General features: G+C 53.3%; 13 protein-coding genes and 1 pseudogene. 8 read left to right on the top strand and 6 right to left on the bottom strand.

Annotated features, from left to right (window positions below):
- Positions 1–53: 53 nt before the first annotated feature.
- From G506_RS18565 to G506_RS0102850, 3 genes are all read right to left on the bottom strand, one after another.
- On the bottom strand, positions 54–752 hold the full coding sequence (locus G506_RS18565; protein ID WP_051201844.1) for a nucleotidyltransferase family protein: 699 nt from the start codon (positions 750–752) through the stop codon (positions 54–56).
- Positions 753–958: 206 nt separating this feature from the next.
- A complete protein-coding gene (locus tag G506_RS0102855) occupies positions 959–1,603 on the bottom strand; it encodes a response regulator (protein WP_028115562.1) in 645 nt (214 codons plus the stop codon).
- A 111-nt stretch (positions 1,604–1,714) separates the two neighbouring features.
- Positions 1,715–2,776, bottom strand: a complete 1,062-nt coding sequence (locus G506_RS0102850) for a 3-deoxy-7-phosphoheptulonate synthase (RefSeq protein ID WP_028115561.1) — start codon at positions 2,774–2,776, stop codon at positions 1,715–1,717.
- Positions 2,777–2,951: 175 nt separating this feature from the next.
- Between G506_RS0102850 and G506_RS0102845 the strand changes: the two genes are divergently transcribed.
- Positions 2,952–3,395 carry a superoxide dismutase [Ni] gene (locus G506_RS0102845; RefSeq protein WP_028115560.1) on the top strand — a complete coding sequence of 148 codons (444 nt, stop codon included), beginning with the start codon at positions 2,952–2,954 and terminating at the stop codon, positions 3,393–3,395.
- A 165-nt stretch (positions 3,396–3,560) separates the two neighbouring features.
- Here the strand turns inward: G506_RS0102845 and ppsR are convergent, their stop codons facing one another.
- A complete protein-coding gene (ppsR, locus tag G506_RS0102840; protein ID WP_028115559.1) occupies positions 3,561–4,373 on the bottom strand; it encodes a posphoenolpyruvate synthetase regulatory kinase/phosphorylase PpsR in 813 nt (270 codons plus the stop codon).
- 140 nt (positions 4,374–4,513) lie between these two features.
- Here ppsR and ppsA point away from each other — a divergent pair, with 140 nt between their 5' ends.
- From ppsA to G506_RS0102810, 6 genes are all read left to right on the top strand, one after another.
- Entirely contained in the window at positions 4,514–6,886 is a 2,373-nt protein-coding gene (ppsA, locus tag G506_RS0102835) for a phosphoenolpyruvate synthase (protein WP_028115558.1), read from the top strand.
- Positions 6,887–7,049: 163 nt separating this feature from the next.
- Positions 7,050–10,064, top strand: a complete 3,015-nt coding sequence (gene ydiJ / locus G506_RS0102830) for a D-2-hydroxyglutarate dehydrogenase YdiJ (RefSeq protein WP_028115557.1) — start codon at positions 7,050–7,052, stop codon at positions 10,062–10,064.
- Positions 10,065–10,559, top strand: a complete 495-nt coding sequence (locus tag G506_RS18560; protein ID WP_051201843.1) for a DUF1285 domain-containing protein — start codon at positions 10,065–10,067, stop codon at positions 10,557–10,559.
- A gap of 221 nt (positions 10,560–10,780) precedes the next feature.
- Positions 10,781–11,728 (top strand): DNA-binding transcriptional regulator DsdC, encoded by a 948-nt coding sequence (dsdC, locus tag G506_RS18555; protein ID WP_051201842.1) that lies wholly within the window; start codon positions 10,781–10,783, stop codon positions 11,726–11,728.
- A 433-nt stretch (positions 11,729–12,161) separates the two neighbouring features.
- Positions 12,162–12,992: a MaoC/PaaZ C-terminal domain-containing protein gene (locus G506_RS0102815; protein WP_028115556.1), complete on the top strand. Its 831-nt coding sequence runs from the start codon at positions 12,162–12,164 to the stop codon at positions 12,990–12,992.
- 97 nt (positions 12,993–13,089) lie between these two features.
- On the top strand, positions 13,090–13,494 hold the full coding sequence (locus G506_RS0102810) for a DUF4259 domain-containing protein (RefSeq protein ID WP_028115555.1): 405 nt from the start codon (positions 13,090–13,092) through the stop codon (positions 13,492–13,494).
- 89 nt (positions 13,495–13,583) lie between these two features.
- On the opposite strand, the gene G506_RS0102805 is transcribed toward G506_RS0102810, so the two are convergent.
- Both G506_RS0102805 and G506_RS0102800 read right to left on the bottom strand, forming a co-directional pair.
- The gene (locus tag G506_RS0102805; protein WP_028115554.1) at positions 13,584–15,272 is read right to left on the bottom strand and encodes an NAD-dependent malic enzyme; all 1,689 of its coding nucleotides are present in this window, start codon (positions 15,270–15,272) and stop codon (positions 13,584–13,586) included.
- Positions 15,273–15,535: 263 nt separating this feature from the next.
- Positions 15,536–16,159, bottom strand: coding sequence for a hypothetical protein (locus G506_RS0102800; RefSeq protein ID WP_028115553.1), 624 nt, complete (start codon positions 16,157–16,159; stop codon positions 15,536–15,538).
- A 60-nt stretch (positions 16,160–16,219) separates the two neighbouring features.
- On the opposite strand from G506_RS0102800, the pseudogene G506_RS21335 reads away from it, so the two are divergent.
- A pseudogene (locus G506_RS21335) lies at positions 16,220–16,630 on the top strand (MFS transporter); the annotation flags it as partial.
- Positions 16,631–16,668 lie beyond the last annotated feature (38 nt).

Below are 16,668 nucleotides of genomic sequence, written 5' to 3'. Positions count from 1 at the left end.
TATCAAAGGTCAACACGGCCTAATAATTAGGGCGCTCAATCGAGCGCCCTAGCTTATGCGGAAAAACGAGTCGGTTGATGGCGCTGCCATGCTTCTTCATAAAGAGCGCGGCTGTAGCGCTTTAATCGAGTGATCTTGGCTTGCTCCCACGGGGTTAACTCACGTCGTTGCTGCGCGGCTTTGCGTTCAATATCTTGGCGCTGCATGTAGGCGCGGTGTTCTTCCCCGGTTTTGATCTGCTGGATCGCTTCGAGGTGAATTTGCACCTCAGCCACCATCTGTGAGTCTTGTAGGCGTAACAATACTTTTAAATCCCGATAACCGTTGGCTTTGGGATCTCGAAAGCGATTGAGCAGCGAGATCACATTCGCTTGTTGGCGCAACTGCTCGTAGATGGCGATTACGCCACACAGATCCCGAGCAACTAGGGTACCGCGGGCTAAATCGGTAAGTTTTCGGTGTTGGCCGTTGAGTTCACCAATAACCTTATCTCGCGCTCGGGTTAAGCTTTTGACCCCAGGGATCACCGCTTGCGATTGGGTTGCTTGGGCAATGTGATTCAGCAGTTGGTTGAGCTCTCGCTGCGCCATAAACGCCAGATGATGCAGTTGCGCAAAGCTCAGATCAGGTTGCAGCAGATTGGTCGTATCAAACGAATGAAACTGATACAGCCGCTGGCTGGCACTGTGAAAACGTTCAGCGATGGCCGTTGGCCATGGATGACTCAGTGCTAAAGAGTGTACGGAGTTCAAAACGACACCATTTAAATGACGCCAAAGGCGTGGATATCGTTAGCTTATCGGCGACTAAGTTTGTTGCAATGTTGTGATGGTGGAACTTTGAAGTGCGACTCAGAAAGACAGAAAACCCGTTTTATCGGGCAAATTAACTTGATTGTCACGACACTATTAACACGGTGCTGTGGTGGCACCGTGTTGTTGTGTTTGGCTCGAGGGGTTTAAATTATTTTTTTAGCCAATTCCAATTCTTGCAGAGCGATAACCGCTTGGGTGCGATTGCGCACGCCCAGTTTTCGGAAAATGGCGGTGGCATGAGCTTTGATGGTCGCTTCAGAGACATCGAGATCGTAGGCGATCTGCTTGTTAAGCAAGCCCTCGGCAAACATCTGCAACACCTTGTACTGCTGCGGTGTTAGATCGGCAATGCGGCTGCCCATGTCTTGTTCAGCAGCGACGGCGGCGTGATTAAACCCGGGCGGTACGTAGTTATCACCATCAAGCACTTGGCGAATCGCGTTGGCAAATTCAGTTGGTGGTGCGGACTTGGGGATAAAGCCCTGACCATCGTACTGCAGCGCTTTGCTGATGGTGGCATCGTCTTCGTGAGCCGAGATCACGACGACTGGGATCGCCGGGTAGTGGCTGCGTAGATGGATTAGGGTCGAGTAACCGTGACTGCCGGGCATATCCAAGTCCAACAGCACCAGATCCGGTTCAATTTGGCCTAGGCGTTGGTCAAGGGCGTCGGCGCTGTCGGCTTCGGTCCAAATTGCGTCAATTTCGCCGCTAAGCGCTTGTTTCAGGGCATTACGAAACAGTGGATGGTCGTCGGCGATAACGATAGAGAGGGCGTTTTCGGTCATGGGCAGTCTTTTTTGATTGTTCTGCCCTTAGTTGAAACTAATTTGCATAAAAAGTCACCCCGTGCGACTGCAAAGGGTGACTGATTTTAATACGCCTTTAGTCTAATGCGATTAGCTCTGATTGCGGCGGTTCCGGCTGGCGCTGGCCAGCTTTTCCAGCAGCTCGGCGCTCTCGTCCCAACCTAAGCAACCATCGGTGATGCTTTGCCCGTAGGTTAATGGCTTGCCCGCTTCAACTTGTTGTTGGCCTGCAATTAAGAAGCTTTCGGCCATGATCCCGGCGATTTCGCGGCCGTGAGGCGCTTGCATCTGTGCCATTACGTCGTCGGCTACCAGCAGTTGACGCTGGTGCTGCTTCAAGCTGTTGCCGTGGGAGAAATCGATCACCAATCGCGGTAATACGCCACTGGCAGCCAGTCGTTCACTGGCATCAATCACATACTCTGCTTGGTAATTTGGTTGTTTGCCGCCGCGCAAAATGACGTGACCGTATGGGTTACCGTGAGTGCGGTAAACGCTCATCAGGCCATCTTTGTCTGGTGAGTAAAAGATGTGCGGTTCACGAGCGGCGCGAACGGCATCAATGGCGATCTTCATATTGCCATCGGTACCATTTTTAAAGCCAACTGGGCAGGACAGCGCCGAGGCCATTTCGCGGTGGATTTGACTTTCGGTGGTGCGCGCGCCGATGGCGCCCCAAGTGATCAAGTCGGCGATGTACTGACCGTTGACCATATCCAAGAATTCGGTGGCAATTGGCAGCTGTTTCTCGGCGATCTGCACCAGCAGTTGCCGCGCCAACCGCAGCCCTTTGTCGGCGCAGTAGCTGCCGTCCAAGTCTGGATCGGAAATTAGCCCCTTCCAACCAACCGTGGTCCGTGGCTTTTCGAAATAGACTCGCATTACCACCAAAAGATCATCGCGATACTTCTGCTGCAAGGTGACGAGTTTATCGGCGTAGTCAAGCGCCGCCTGAGGATCGTGAATAGAGCAGGGGCCGATGATTACCAGTAGCCGGTCATCCTTGCCTTCAAGGATCGCCTCTACGTCGCGTCGGGCCCGTACCAGATTGTCGGCGGCAGCGTCGGACAGCGGAAACTCCGCAGCCAGTTGTGCCGGCGAAATCACCTTCGACAACAGCGTTGTCCGAAGTTCGTCGGTTTTTATGGTCATGGTATGTACAGAATCTTGCTAGCCGCAGCGTTGCGGCAAAATTGCAACCAGTATACCCAATGCCAATGTAAACAGCCGCAGTTATCTTCGTTTGGGTTAAGAACTGGCTAAGAACCGTGCGACATTGACCGCAGTTGGCTAAGTTAGTAGCAGACCTAACCTTAAGGAGAGCAAGATGAAACGCTGGATAGCTGGATTGATTATGACCTTTTCGTTACTGCCTGCTACCGCACTGGCACATTGTCAGGTGCCTTGCGGGATCTATGATGATTATGCGCGGGTGATGTTAATGTTGGAGGACGCGGCCACCATTGAGAAGGCCAGTGCGCAGATGAAAGCGCTGGCGGGCAAAACCGATCCGCAGTCGGTTAATCAGATGGTGCGTTGGGTAAATAATAAAGAAAGCCACGCGCAAAACGTGATTGCCACCATTTCCGATTACTTCTTAACCCAACGGGTTAAACCATCACAAAAGGATTATGCCGAACGGTTAGCCAAACACCATGCGGTGATTTTGGCGGCGATGAAAGCTAAGCAACAAGCGGATGGCAAAACTGCCGCTGCACTGACCGCAGCGGTGGCGGAACTGAAAGTTTATTACCCCGAGCATAAGCATTGATGATTAGTCAGCAGTGGACAGTTGTAAGTTATTAGCTGACAGCTGTCAGTTGTCGGTTGCGCTGACGGGGCGGGTTACCGCTGAGCTACTGATAACTAATGTCTATCAAGTATCAGCTGCCTAGAAATAACAAGGGCACCGTTAATGGTGCCCTGTTTGTTTGGCTTAGAACATCTTCCGTTCAAGTCCGGTCTCGGACAGGATCTTGGTGGCGATCTCTTCGACCGAATGGAAGGTGGTGTTGATAAACGGAATGCGGTGTTTGCGGAACAGCATCTCCACCTCTTTTACCTCCATTCGGCATTGGCGTAACGAGGCATAGGTACTGCCTTCTAGTCGCTGATTGCGAATTTCATGCAAGCGCATCGGATCGATGGTTAGGCCAAAGATCTTATGCTTGAACTTCAACAGATCTGCCGGCAGCTTCAGGTTATCCATATCTTCAGCAATAAACGGGTAGTTGGCCGCTTTGATGCCGAACTGCATCGACAGGTACAGGCTCGATGGGGTTTTACCGCAGCGTGATACCCCAACCAGAATCACATCAGCCCGATCAAGGTTTTTTAAGGTGATGCCATCGTCGTTGTCCATCGCGTAGTGGATGGCATCGATGCGATCGTTGTAGGCCGCGTTGGCGATAGAGTGAGTGCGATGGGTCTTCGGCTCGGCTTTAACGCCTAATTGCTGCTCAAGTGGCGCCACAAAAGTGTTAAGGAAGTCATAATCTAGCGCTTCCGAGGAGTAAATAATGCTTCGGATCTCCTGATTTACAATGGAATGAAACACCAGAGGGCGCTCTCCCGTTGTAATAAAACAGTCATTTAGTTGCTTTTTAACCTGTTCTGCTTTTTCGATAGTTTCTACAAAAGGGATGGTTGTTTGTTCAAATTTGATAGGAAATTGCGACAAAACGGCATGTCCGAACACCTCTGCTGTGATCGCTGTCCCATCTGAAATATAGAAGACCTTACGTCCCATGAACCCCTCTCTTAGGAATATGTAGTAATAAAATTACAAGATAAATTAGGCATTTACCGTCGCTTTTTGGGGAGTGTAGAATGCCAGCGCCCAACAGTGAATGGGCACCAACTAAAACTGCGGTTATTGAGGATAGAACTGTGACCCAATATGTACTCTGGTATCAGGAACTTGGCATGCATGATGTCAACCAGGTTGGCGGTAAGAACGCTTCTCTGGGTGAAATGATCAGTAATCTGGCCAGCGCTGGTGTACAGGTACCGGGTGGTTTCGCGACCACTGCCGATGCATTCAACGAATTTCTTGAGCAAAGCGGCCTGAACGAGAAGATCTATTCCGTTCTGGACACTCTGGATGTGGACAACATCGAGGCGCTGACTCAAGCCGGTAAACAGATCCGTCAATGGATTATCGATACCCCGTTCCAAGCTAACCTGAACGACGCCATTGAAACCGCCTACGCAGAACTTTCTGCCAACGGTGGTGATGAAGTGTCGTTTGCGGTTCGTTCATCTGCCACCGCCGAAGATATGCCAGACGCATCCTTTGCGGGTCAGCAGGAAACCTTCCTCAACGTTCGCGGCATCGCGGCGGTTAAAGAAGCCATTCACCACGTATTTGCTTCTTTGTTTAATGACCGTGCGATCTCCTACCGTGTACACCAGGGCTACGACCATCGAGGCGTAGCCCTTTCTGCAGGTGTTCAGCGCATGGTGCGCTCCGACAAGTCTGCCTCTGGTGTGATGTTCTCCATCGATACCGAATCCGGTTTTGAAGATGTGGTGTTTATCACCTCTTCTTACGGTTTGGGCGAGATGGTGGTTCAGGGCGCGGTAAACCCTGATGAATTCTACGTACATAAGCCAACTCTGGCGCAAGGCTTTAACTCAATCGTTCGTCGTAACTTGGGTTCTAAGCTGGTGCAGATGGTGTACTCCGGCGATGAAGCTCACGGCAAACAGGTTGAGATCATCGACGTTGAGCGCGCAGCTTCTACTCAGTTCTCTATCACCGATCAAGAGGTGATGGACTTGGCTAAGCAAGCGGTAATCATCGAGAAGCACTACGGTCGTCCAATGGATATCGAGTGGGCCAAAGATGGCTTGGATGGCAAGCTGTACATCGTACAAGCGCGCCCAGAAACCGTACGTTCTAACGAAGACGCCAAAGTAATCGAACGTTTCAACTTGGCATCCCGTTCTGAGGTGCTGGTTGAAGGCCGTGCCATTGGTCACAAGATTGGCGCCGGTACCGCGAAGGTATTGGACTCGATCGAACAGATGGACATGATCCAACCTGGCGACGTGTTGGTTACCGACATGACCGATCCAGATTGGGAACCAATCATGAAGCGCGCGGCGGCGATCGTAACTAACCGTGGCGGTCGTACCTGTCACGCGGCGATCATCGCTCGTGAACTGGGTATTCCAGCCGTTGTTGGTTGTGGCGATGCCACTGCTAAGATCGCCAATGGCAGCCAAGTGACTGTATCTTGTGCCGAAGGCGACACCGGCTTTATCTACGACGGTAAACTGGAATTCGCCGTGACTGAATCTCGCGTTGATGCGCTGCCTGAGCTGTCGATGAAGATCATGATGAACGTTGGTAACCCAGATCGTGCTTTTGATTTTGGTCGTTTGCCAAACGAAGGCATCGGTTTGGCTCGCTTGGAGTTCATCATCAACCGGATGATCGGTGTGCACCCGAAAGCGCTGCTGAACTTGGCGGATCAAGACGCGGCTACCCAAGCTGAAATCGCGGAAATGATGCACGGCTACGACGACCCACGTAACTTCTACGTGTCGCGTCTGGCAGAAGGGATCGCTACTCTGGCGGCGTCGGTATACCCGAAACGCATCATCGTTCGTATGTCTGACTTTAAGTCTAACGAATACGCTAACTTGGTTGGTGGTAGTCGTTACGAGCCACACGAAGAGAACCCAATGCTGGGCTTCCGCGGCGCTTCTCGTTACATCGACGACAGCTTCCGTGACTGTTTCGCACTGGAGTGTGAAGCGGTTAAGCGTGTCCGCGATGAGATGGGTCTGACCAACGTTGAAGTGATGATCCCATTCGTTCGCACCGTGGCTGAGGCTGAAGCGGTGATCGCCGAGATGGCCAAGAACGGCTTGAAGCGTGGCGAAGATGGCCTGAAAGTACAGATGATGTGTGAACTGCCATCAAACGCCTTGCTGGCGGATCAGTTCCTGGATCACTTCGATGGTTTCTCTATCGGCTCTAACGACATGACTCAGCTGACTCTCGGTCTGGATCGTGACTCCGGTATCATCAGCCACCTGTTCGATGAACGCGACCAAGCGGTGAAAGCGCTGCTGTCGATGGCCATCAAGGCCTGTAAGGCACGCGGCAAGTACGTTGGTATTTGTGGTCAGGGTCCATCGGATCACGAAGACTTCGCCCAGTGGCTGTACGAAGAGGGGATCGACTCGGTATCTCTGAACCCAGACACCGTGGTGGACACCTGGTTGTACCTAGGCAAGAAATTTAAATAATCCAGATTGATTATTTGATAATGCTGTAAGCACAAAAGAAGCCGCGCTATCGCGGCTTCTTTTTTTTATTCTATCGGACAGAATTTAGAAACTGGGTGAGGCACTGCATTCAACCCAGACGTACTGATCGCCGCGTAGTAAAGGCGATCGGCAAGGAAGTGATATGTTACCGGCGTTACACCCAGAGGCGGCGCTAAAGCCGCAGTACCAAGCCTACCTGACCGCCCTAAAAGGGGCCGGTTTCAGTGGGGTTATTGAAAGTCGCTATGGCCATCGCATCAATCATGCGACTGACAACAGCATCTACCAGCTGTTGCCGCAAGCGATCATCGCCCCGAAATCCGTTGAGGATCTGCAGATCGCGCTGCGTCTGGGGCAAACCCCAGCTTACGCTGACATCACCTTTAGCGCCCGTGGTGGTGGTACTGGTACCAATGGTCAAGCGCTCAACGATGGCATCATCGTCGATACCGCACGATTTTTAACTCAGGTGATTGAGGTTGATGGCGAATCTCACCAGGCGCAGGTTCAGTGCGGGGTGATTAAAGATGCGCTGAACGATCAGCTAAAACCCCATGGGCTGTTTTTCTCTCCGGATCTGTCGACCTCCAACCGTGCCACTATCGGCGGGATGATCTCCACCGATGCCTCCGGTGCCGGTTCTCTAGTGTACGGCAAAACCTCGGATCATGTACTTGGGATCACTGCGGTGCTGGACGATGGCTCGTTGCTGGTTACCGAACCGTGGGATGCGGAGGCTCGTGCTCAGCTGACCGGTCGCGCCAAGCAATTGGCCGAGTCGGTGCTGCTGTTGTGTCAGCAACAGCAAGCGGCAATCGAAGCGCGCTTTCCCAAACTCAACCGGTTTCTGACCGGTTACGATCTGAAGCACTGCTACGATGCCAACAATGACGTACTGGATCTGACTCGGCTGCTGTGTGGCGCCGAAGGCACTTTAGGGTTTGTTGTTGAAGCGCGGCTGGGGTTGACCCCAATTCCTGAATCACGGGTGCTGGTGAATATTCAATACGACAGTTTTGATAGCGCCTTACGGGATGCGCCGGCGCTGGTTAACGCCAGTGCTACGGTGGTGGAGACCATCGATGCCACGGTGCTTGGTTTTGCCAAGCAGGACGTCAGTTGGCACAGTGTCGCTGAATTGATCGAGCCAAGCGACCACAGCGACCGCTTTGATGGCATCAATATGGTCGAGTTTGCCGGCGAGCCGGATCAGGTCAACGCCAAAGTGGCTAACCTGCTGGCGCGGCTAGACAGTAAACCGCCGTCGATTTTAGGCTATCGGGTATGTCGCGACCTGGGGGAGATCAGCCGCGTTTACGCGATGCGCAAAAAAGCCGTTGGCTTACTTGGGGCGGCCAAAGGGGCGCGTAAACCAATCGCGTTTGCTGAAGATACCGCGGTACCACCAGAACATTTGGCGGATTTTATCGTCGAATTTCGCGCGTTGTTGGACGCGCAGCAGTTACGTTATGGGATGTTTGGTCACGTTGATGCGGGCGTGTTACACGTGCGTCCTGCACTGGATCTGGCCGATCCGGCCGATGAGCAACTGCTGTATCAGTTGTCGGATCAGGTGGCAGAGTTAACCCAAAAATATGGTGGGTTGATGTGGGGCGAGCATGGTCGTGGCATTCGCTCTAAATATGGGCCCGAGGTGTTTGGCGAACTGTTTATTGAGCTGCGGCGGATCAAAGGCTGGTTTGATCCGTCTAATCGCCTAAATCCGGGTAAAATTTGTACGCCGCTTGGCAGCGATGCCGAGATCCTGCCGTTGGAGACCAGCAGTCGTGGCAGCTTTAATCGGCAGATCAGCCCAATGAGCCGCGAACAATATGAACGGGCGATCCGCTGTAACGGCAACGGTTTATGTTTTAACTATCAAAAACAGACGCCGATGTGCCCATCTTATATGGCCAGTGGTGATAGGGTGGAAAGCCCGAAAGGCCGCGCCGATTTGATGCGTGAATGGCTGCGACTGCTGGCTGAGCGAGGCGTCGATCTAAGTGCCTATCCGCCGCGGCCAGCAAGCTTTTGGCAGCGGGCGAAAAATACCTTGCAGCACAGTGATGATTTTTCCCATGAGGTATATCAAGGGATGCAAAGCTGTTTGGCTTGTAAAGCCTGTTCTGGGGCTTGTCCAGTCAAGGTTGATATTCCAACGTTGCGCTCTGAGTTTTTGCATCACTACTACCGCCGTTATCTGCGACCGCTGAAAGATCACTTGGTTGCTGGGCTGGAAGATACCTTGCCGCTGCAAACCAAAATGCCCAAGCTGATTAATGCACTGAGCCAAAATTGGTTGAGCCGCTGGGCATTAAAACATTCGCTTGGCTACGTTGATGCCCCGGCGTTAAGTGTGCCGATTTTACGCGATCGCATCGCCGCGCAACCGCAAACCCTAGGCGAGTTAGAAGCCGAACTTAAAGGGATGAGCGAGGCGCAAAAACAGCGCAGCGTGTTGTTGGTGCAAGATCCCTTTACCAGCCACTACGATGCGCAGGTGGTGGCGGATGCACTGGCACTGCTTAGTGCGTTGGGCTTTGAGGTGCGGTTAGTGCCGTACCTGCGGCACGGTAAGCCACAACACATTAAAGGATTTTTAGATCGCTTCCGCCATACCGCCGCGACGACCACTGAGGCGCTTAACCGGCTGGCGCAGTTTGGGGTGGCGATGGTCGGGGTCGATCCGGCGATGGTGCTGACCTACCAAGACGAGTACGTCGAGGCGTTGGGCGCTAGCGCTATCCGTTTTGAGGTGCAACTGCTGGCGCCGTTTTTGCTGCAGCACCTTGATAATTGGCAACCGCGCAGCGCCCATGGTCAACAGTTCCGCCTGATGGGGCACTGCACCGAGAGCAGCGTTGCGCCGCAAGGGGCAGGGCAGTGGCAGCAGCTATTTAGCCACTTTGGTGCGCAACTGGAAACGGTCAGCGTTGGCTGCTGCGGCATGGCAGGCACCTACGGTCATGAGATTGGTAATCTGATGCGCTCTAAGCAGTTGTACCAGATGCACTGGGCCGAGCGGTTGCATGGTGGTACCGGCGAAGCGCTGGTAAGCGGCTACTCTTGCCGCAGTCAGGTTAAACGATTGGACAATCGCCACCTGCGCCATCCATTGCAAGCGTTGTTGCAATTGGTCCAACAGGAGCGCGAATAGATGCTAGAGCGGCTGGTTAAACAGATTGGTGAGCACCCCAAGTTGGATCAATGGCAGCCGCCGCTGTGTGGTGACATTGATATTAATATCGATGGCGATGGTCGTTGGTACTGCCAAGGTGCGCCAATGCAGCGACAGCGGTTGGCGCAACTGTTTGCCAGCGTGCTGCGCTGCGAAGCCGATGGTCAATATTATTTGGTGACACCGCAGGAAAAATGGCGGGTGCAAGTGGCCGACCTGCCATTTGTATTAACCGATTATCAATGCGTCGGCGGCACGGTGCGATTCACTGGCACTATGGGCGTGGTGGTTGAACTGTCGGCGGCGCACCGTTGGCAACTGCGGGATGGCTTGCCGGCGGTTGAGTTATGGCATGGCAACTGGGCACGGTTGTCGCGGCCACTGTACTACCAGTTTGCCGAACAGGCCGAACTGCGTGATGGCTGTTACGGTGTAGATCTCAACGGCCACTGGTGTGTGTTGGGACTCGACTGAAATTCATCTATTTGAACTTGCGCCTGAATTACTGCCAAGTAGGTAGTGATTTAGATCACGGCGGTCAATCTATTAATACGATCCAATCGGTTATTTATTGGCATCCGTGAAGCGCCTCCCGTTGCTGAATTTGGCTCAAGCGACTGTGGCCAACTTCACGCATACTATGGCTATCGAATGAAGTTGATTAATCCGATAGTCACCCAAGCCGAGAGATCGTCATGCTTAGCAGTACCATTTTGTCGTCGATGTTCTGTTTTGCCAGCGCTGCCCGCCATCTGAGCTTCACCAAAGCAGCAGAAGAGTTGCACCTAACTCAAAGCGCGGTTAGCCATCGCATTAAAAAATTGGAAGACCAACTTGGTTTTAAGCTGTTCCTGCGATTTAACCGGCGGTTACAGCTAACCGAACAGGGGCAAGGGTTGCTGGCGGTACTAGATAGCTCCTTGGGGGAGCTTGACGGTGCCATTCGTGATCTGCGCCAGCAAGAGTTCACCTCAAACGTTAATGTCGCGGTGCCACATAGCTTTGCTCGTTGTTGGTTGGCTGAACGTTTGGGCGATCTGCATTCGCAGTACCCTAAGTTAACCTTGAGTGTCCGTGCCCAAAGCCGTGCTACCGACTTTTTGACCGAAAAAGTCGATGTGGCGGTGTATTACGATCGTCCAGAGCGTCATCATCTGCATCAGCAATTGCTGTTTGATGAATTGTTGGTGCCGGTATGTTCCAAAGAGTACGCTGACGAACACAACCTTTGGCAAAATCCCGATGCGCTCGGCAGTTGCTTATTGCTGCACGATGAGCGCGCCTGGCCAGGCGCCGATACCCACGATGAATGGCGCTATTGGGCCAGTCAGGCTGGGCTGGATCCGCTGGCGGTAGCGCGCGGGTTTGTGTTTAACCGCTCCGATCTTGGCTACCGGGCGGCGATGTCAGGACAGGGAGTTGCCATCGGTCGTTGGCGGATGGTGGCGCCTCAGGTAGCGCACGGTAATCTGGTGGTGCCGATCAATACCTTTGTTAAAGCGGAACAGGCTTACATCACCGTCTGCCACCCCGATCGCAAAGAGGTGCCTGCAATCAAAGCGATGTTTGATTGGTTGCATGAACAGTCGCAGCAAAGTGAAGCGGTGATGACCGCCTATAAGCAACAGCTAAGCTTTGATTAGGGCGTGTTGACCTTTGTCGTATATTTTTGCGCCCATTATTGGCTACTTTATGATAGCAAATTGAACTTGTCCGGTTTGTTTTGCTGTTCCAAGGTCACTGAGGGGCGCCTTGCAGGGTCGGACTAGCGGCTGTCACTCTTCGTCATACGATTTCGACGTAGAGCCCTGATTTTGATTTCAGAAGAGAGGGCCTTCAATCGCAATCCTCGATTGACAGCCGCTATCCTCGACCAAATTCTCAACACCAAACGTCAACACGCCCTAGTTAAGCGACAGCCGAAAACGCCGAGGTATTTGCCTCGGCGTTTTGGTATCTACATAACATTCTGATAGCGTTAGGGTAAATAATGCACAACAGGCGCCACTGGTCTGCTCTGTGTATGCCGTTCATGGCGTTAGCCTATGCGCCGTTTTATCGACAGCTTGGACCGTTATGCAGATTGAACTTCGCTACGCGCAGATCCCCTCAAACGTTGGCTTATTGTTAAAAGCCTTTCTAAAAAAAGCCAAAGGGGCACCACTGCCTGCTGCCAAAGTCGTGGTGGCTGATTTTCGTCTGGATGCGAAGCAGTTAGCCAGTTACAACAGTTACTGTGGTTTTGCCGCAGAGGCGATGCCGTTGAGTTTTCCGTTTGTGGCGACTCAGCCGCTGCAATTGATGTTGTTGTGCCAGCCGCAAGTTCCGGTAACGCCGCTGGGGATGATCCACCTTGGTGTCGCCTTCGAGCAGTTTAAGCCGTTTGCGCTAAATCGCAGCTACCGCTTTGAACTATCGGTCGGCGAGCAAGTTCACAATGAACGCGGCCTTGAGTTTGAACTGGTCGGTGAATTCTTTGACGACAGCGCTGACGATGCGGCGCTGGTTAGTCGTTATCAGTCGCGCTGTTTTATTAAGATCCCAGGCCCCAAGAGTGATACTCGCCCAGCCCGTGAACGTCGGGTTAACCGTGACTGGCAGATGTTGGCACCACTGCAGTTGGATGCGGCGCAGGCTCGGGGCTACGCTCGTCTATCTGGTGACTTCAATCCAATCCATCTGCATCGCTGGTTGTCTAAGCCATTTGGCTTTAATGAACCGATCGCCCACGGCATGTATATGGTTGCCAAGGTACTGGCGGCGGCGCCACAGGATCTGACCCAAGCGGCGTTCGAGTTTAAACGGCCGGCACTGCTGCCGATTTCAGGTGAGGTGGAACACAGCGATGGCGCACTGCGATTTGTCAACGATAAACGCAAACCGTTGCTGGAATGCGTTTGCGGTTAGCCGCGATGGCTAACTTGGCACATTAACAATGTTGCTGATTTCGGCGCTTGAATTTTCTTCTAACCTTTAGATTTTACTCGGTCGCAAGGATGTGAAGATGGCTATCCACTGTCCCACTTTTGATAATCCAATCAGCGCTACTTGGCTGGAGGAGTTAGTAGGCAGTCGGGGTATTGGCCGCTTAATGGCACCGCACAACAACTTGTTAGAGCAAAGCGACACCCCCAATCTGCGTCAGTGCTGGCAAGCGGTGGCCTCGGCCGAAGTGGTCGCCGCCGGTTACAGTAAAAACCACGCGTATCTGCCAAGCGCGGCCCGTCATTGGCTTAATCGGCGCCAAGGGCGCTATTCACGCCGCTGTAAAATTACCGCAACCCAAGTGAATTTGGCGCGTAACTCGTTAAAGCGGGCGATGGCCGCACCGTCAATGCGCGATTGGTGCGCCGCCCATCCAGACGATAACCGTTGGCAACAACAGTTGTTGCAGCGCCTATCAATTTAGAGGCTGTTTAGCTTTAGCCGACGACCGATCTTTCGACAGAAATTAACAAGCCGACCAGTTTGGTCGGCTTGTTGGTTGTTGGCCTTGGTTTAGAACGCCGAGCGTTTGTACTGGCGATATTCCGGCTGCCAGAAACTTTGCTCAATCGCTTCGCGCAGGTGATCCAGCTTTACTCGCATCGCCACGCCATCTTGCATTGCCGCTTTACCCACCGCAAACGCGATCTGTTTCGATACCTCTTGGATCTGTTCGAGATCCGGCAGCAATGGTCCTTCGCCTTTCATTGCCAGCGGCGAGCATTCCGCCAAGGCCCGACTGGCGGCCATCAGCATGTTGTCGGTAACCCGCTCGGCACTGGCTGCCAACACGCCCAAGCCAACGCCGGGGAAGATGTAGCTGTTATTGCATTGGGCAATCGGATAAACCTTGTCATCAACCACTACTGGCGCAAAAGGGCTGCCGGTGGCAACCAGTGCGCGGCCGTCAGTCCAGCGGAGAATGTCCTCAGGGGTCGCTTCAACGCGGCTGGTTGGGTTGGACAGCGGGAATACGATGGGCTGGGTGTGATTAACCGCCATGGTTTCGATGATCTGTTGGGTGAACAGACCAGGGGCGCCAGAGACGCCAATTAACACCGAAGGTTTGGCGTTTTCGACCACCTCTAGCAATGAGATATTGTCGCTGGCGGTCTGCCACTGGGCGGCCAGATCTTGTGGCTGCACCAACTGCTGCTGGAAGTCCAACAGATTAGGCATGCCATCTTGCAGCAAGCCCCAACGGTCCACCATAAAGATCCGCGCTCGGGCGGAGGCCTCATCCAGCCCTTGTGACACCATCTCGGCAATGATCGCCTCAGCAATGCCGCAACCGGCGGAGCCTGCACCCAAGAACGCGATGGTTTGCTCGGTCAGTTCCGAGCCCTGCGCTTTACAGGCGGCCAGCAAGCTGCCTACTGTCACCGCCGCCGTACCTTGAATGTCATCGTTGAAGCAGCACATTTGATCTTTGTAGCGATTCAGCAGTGGCATGGCATTGCGCTGAGCAAAATCTTCAAACTGCACCAAAGCATTAGGCCAACGGCGCTTGATCGCCTGCATTACGGTATCGACAAAGGCATCGTACTCTTCGCCGCTGATGCGGTTGTGGCGAGCCCCCATGTAAACCGGATCGTTTAACCGCTGTGGGTTGTCGGTGCCAACATCCAATACGATCGGCAGGGTGTAGGCGGGGCTGATACCACCACAGGCGGTGTACAGCGACAATTTGCCGATAGGAATGCCCATGCCGCCAATGCCTTGGTCGCCAAGACCCAAAATACGCTCGCCGTCGGTGATCACGATGACCTTAACGTTACGGCCGATGGCGTTGTACAGCACCTCATCAACGCGGTCGCGATCTTCATAGGCGATGAACAACCCGCGCGAACGACGATAGATGTTGGAGAACTGCTCGCAAGCCGCGCCCACAGTTGGGGTGTAGATGATTGGCATCATCTCGCTGATGTGATCTTGCACCAATCGGTAAAACAGGGTTTCGTTGGTGTCTTGAATGTTGCGCAGGTAGACGTGGCGATCCATGTCGTTGGTGAAGGCGCGGTATTGTTCAGCGGCACGCGTTACCTGTTCGTCGATGGTTTCTACCGCCTTGGGCAGCAGGCCGTGCAGGTTAAAGTCGCAGCGTTCGTCGTCGGTAAATGCCGAGCCTTTGTTAAGCAGTGGTGATTCCAGCAGTACGGGGCCGGCGTAGTGGATAAACAGCGGCCGTTTATTATCGTCCATGTCGAGCCTTGATGGTTCAGAAGCGGTGGTGGGGAAGTGGGCGGATCTTACCATGGGGAGTTACTCGCTGGGATCGTCAGTGGCTATCGAATTGATCAGCTAGCGGACTGATCTGTTTCCAAATTTATCAATCGATACGCTGCTGTAATTAAGGCGGCGAAGAATAATAAAGTTCGGCTGGACAAGGAACATTTAGTCGCGGTTAACCATGCCATTGGCGCCTCAACTGGCGCTTGTTTGTGCAGTGACTGGTGCCGTAGCCGTCACAACACCGGTGGCAGCGGCCGACTGTAGCCCCGGCGCTGTGGCCCCAAAATCGACGGTGGCGATTCAGCTTGCGGTAGGACGTTGTCTGGGTGCCGCTGATAGGCGCTGCGGTACCGCAGTTGCCACAGTTGTTGCTTGTCGTCGCGGTAGTCGACCTCTTTGGTATTGCTGAAGCTATCGCCACTGCGTCTTAGGGTGTAGCGTACGGTAATTGGCCGGTCGCCTTCGGTATCGTGGTGCTCCTGCACTAATATCCAGCTTTGTTGGCTTAACTGTTGTAACGCGACAGTTTGGCTTTGGAAGGTTTTCAAGCGCCCGCCGCGAACGTAGGCGACCTGTGCCGGGTTAGTTAGGGTACGAATGGTAAAGGTATCAATTGCCAGATCAGGTGAGCTGAATTGGCGATGGATAAACAGGCTGCTGTTATCAATGCTGGCACTTACCTGTAACTGCAGTGGCTGCCGCACCAGGCGGCCACTGCCCGGTTCGATGAATTCCATCTGCCCGAACCAGTGCCCTTGCAAGGAGAGCAAGCTTTGCTGCTGAGCATCAAGCGGTTTGGCTGCATACAAAGGCAGCGTGACCGACAGTAGCGCTAGTACAAACCAAAAAGACGGCATGGGCTGGTACTCCGATAGACCTGTGTTTAAGGGTAGTGGCAACAGCGATTTGTGAGGCAAATGATGACGGTCAAGGACAGACGGCATGCGCCAGTCAACAAACGACAACTCTTTGGTTGGGCGATGTTTGATGTCGCTAATTCAGCTTACACCACGGTGGTTATCACTTTGGTTTACAGCGCTTTTTTTGTCGGCTTCATTGTTCCGGCGGACAGTGGCTACGGCAACCGTTATTGGGCATTGGCGATTGGCATTTCCAGTCTATTGTCGATGGTGTTGGCGCCGCTGGTCGGCTGCATTGCCGATCAGTTTGGTGGTAAGAAACGCATGCTGTTGGCGACCATGTGGTTGTGCAGCTTAGCAACCGCCAGTTTGTACTGGGTTGAACCCGGTGCAGTGTGGTTAGCGGTGTGGTTGTTGGTGGTAAGCAACTGTTGCTGGATGTTGGGGGAGAGCCTATGTGCCAGTTTTCTTACCGATATTAGTGAGCCGCGCCATATTGGCTGGAT

The sequence above is a fragment of the Ferrimonas senticii DSM 18821 genome, from assembly GCF_000422665.1.
Taxonomy (GTDB): Bacteria; Pseudomonadota; Gammaproteobacteria; order Enterobacterales; family Shewanellaceae; genus Ferrimonas; species Ferrimonas senticii.
Note: the sequence above shows the minus strand (reverse complement) of the source record. Positions and strands in the feature narration are given on the sequence as shown.

Bases quoted from the DNA above. Each gene is read 5' to 3' on its own strand.
- G506_RS0102855 (WP_028115562.1), bottom strand. From the start codon at position 1,603: ATGACCGAAAACGCCCTCTCTATCGTTATCGCCGACGACCATCCACTG.
- G506_RS0102850 (WP_028115561.1), bottom strand. From the start codon at position 2,776: ATGACCATAAAAACCGACGAACTTCGGACAACGCTGTTGTCGAAGGTG.
- G506_RS0102845 (WP_028115560.1), top strand. From the start codon at position 2,952: ATGAAACGCTGGATAGCTGGATTGATTATGACCTTTTCGTTACTGCCT.
- ppsR (WP_028115559.1), bottom strand. From the start codon at position 4,373: ATGGGACGTAAGGTCTTCTATATTTCAGATGGGACAGCGATCACAGCA.
- ydiJ (WP_028115557.1), top strand. From the start codon at position 7,050: ATGTTACCGGCGTTACACCCAGAGGCGGCGCTAAAGCCGCAGTACCAA.
- G506_RS18560 (WP_051201843.1), top strand. From the start codon at position 10,065: ATGCTAGAGCGGCTGGTTAAACAGATTGGTGAGCACCCCAAGTTGGAT.
- dsdC (WP_051201842.1), top strand. From the start codon at position 10,781: ATGCTTAGCAGTACCATTTTGTCGTCGATGTTCTGTTTTGCCAGCGCT.
- G506_RS0102815 (WP_028115556.1), top strand. From the start codon at position 12,162: ATGCAGATTGAACTTCGCTACGCGCAGATCCCCTCAAACGTTGGCTTA.
- G506_RS0102810 (WP_028115555.1), top strand. From the start codon at position 13,090: ATGGCTATCCACTGTCCCACTTTTGATAATCCAATCAGCGCTACTTGG.
- G506_RS0102805 (WP_028115554.1), bottom strand. From the start codon at position 15,272: ATGGACGATAATAAACGGCCGCTGTTTATCCACTACGCCGGCCCCGTA.
- G506_RS0102800 (WP_028115553.1), bottom strand. From the start codon at position 16,159: ATGCCGTCTTTTTGGTTTGTACTAGCGCTACTGTCGGTCACGCTGCCT.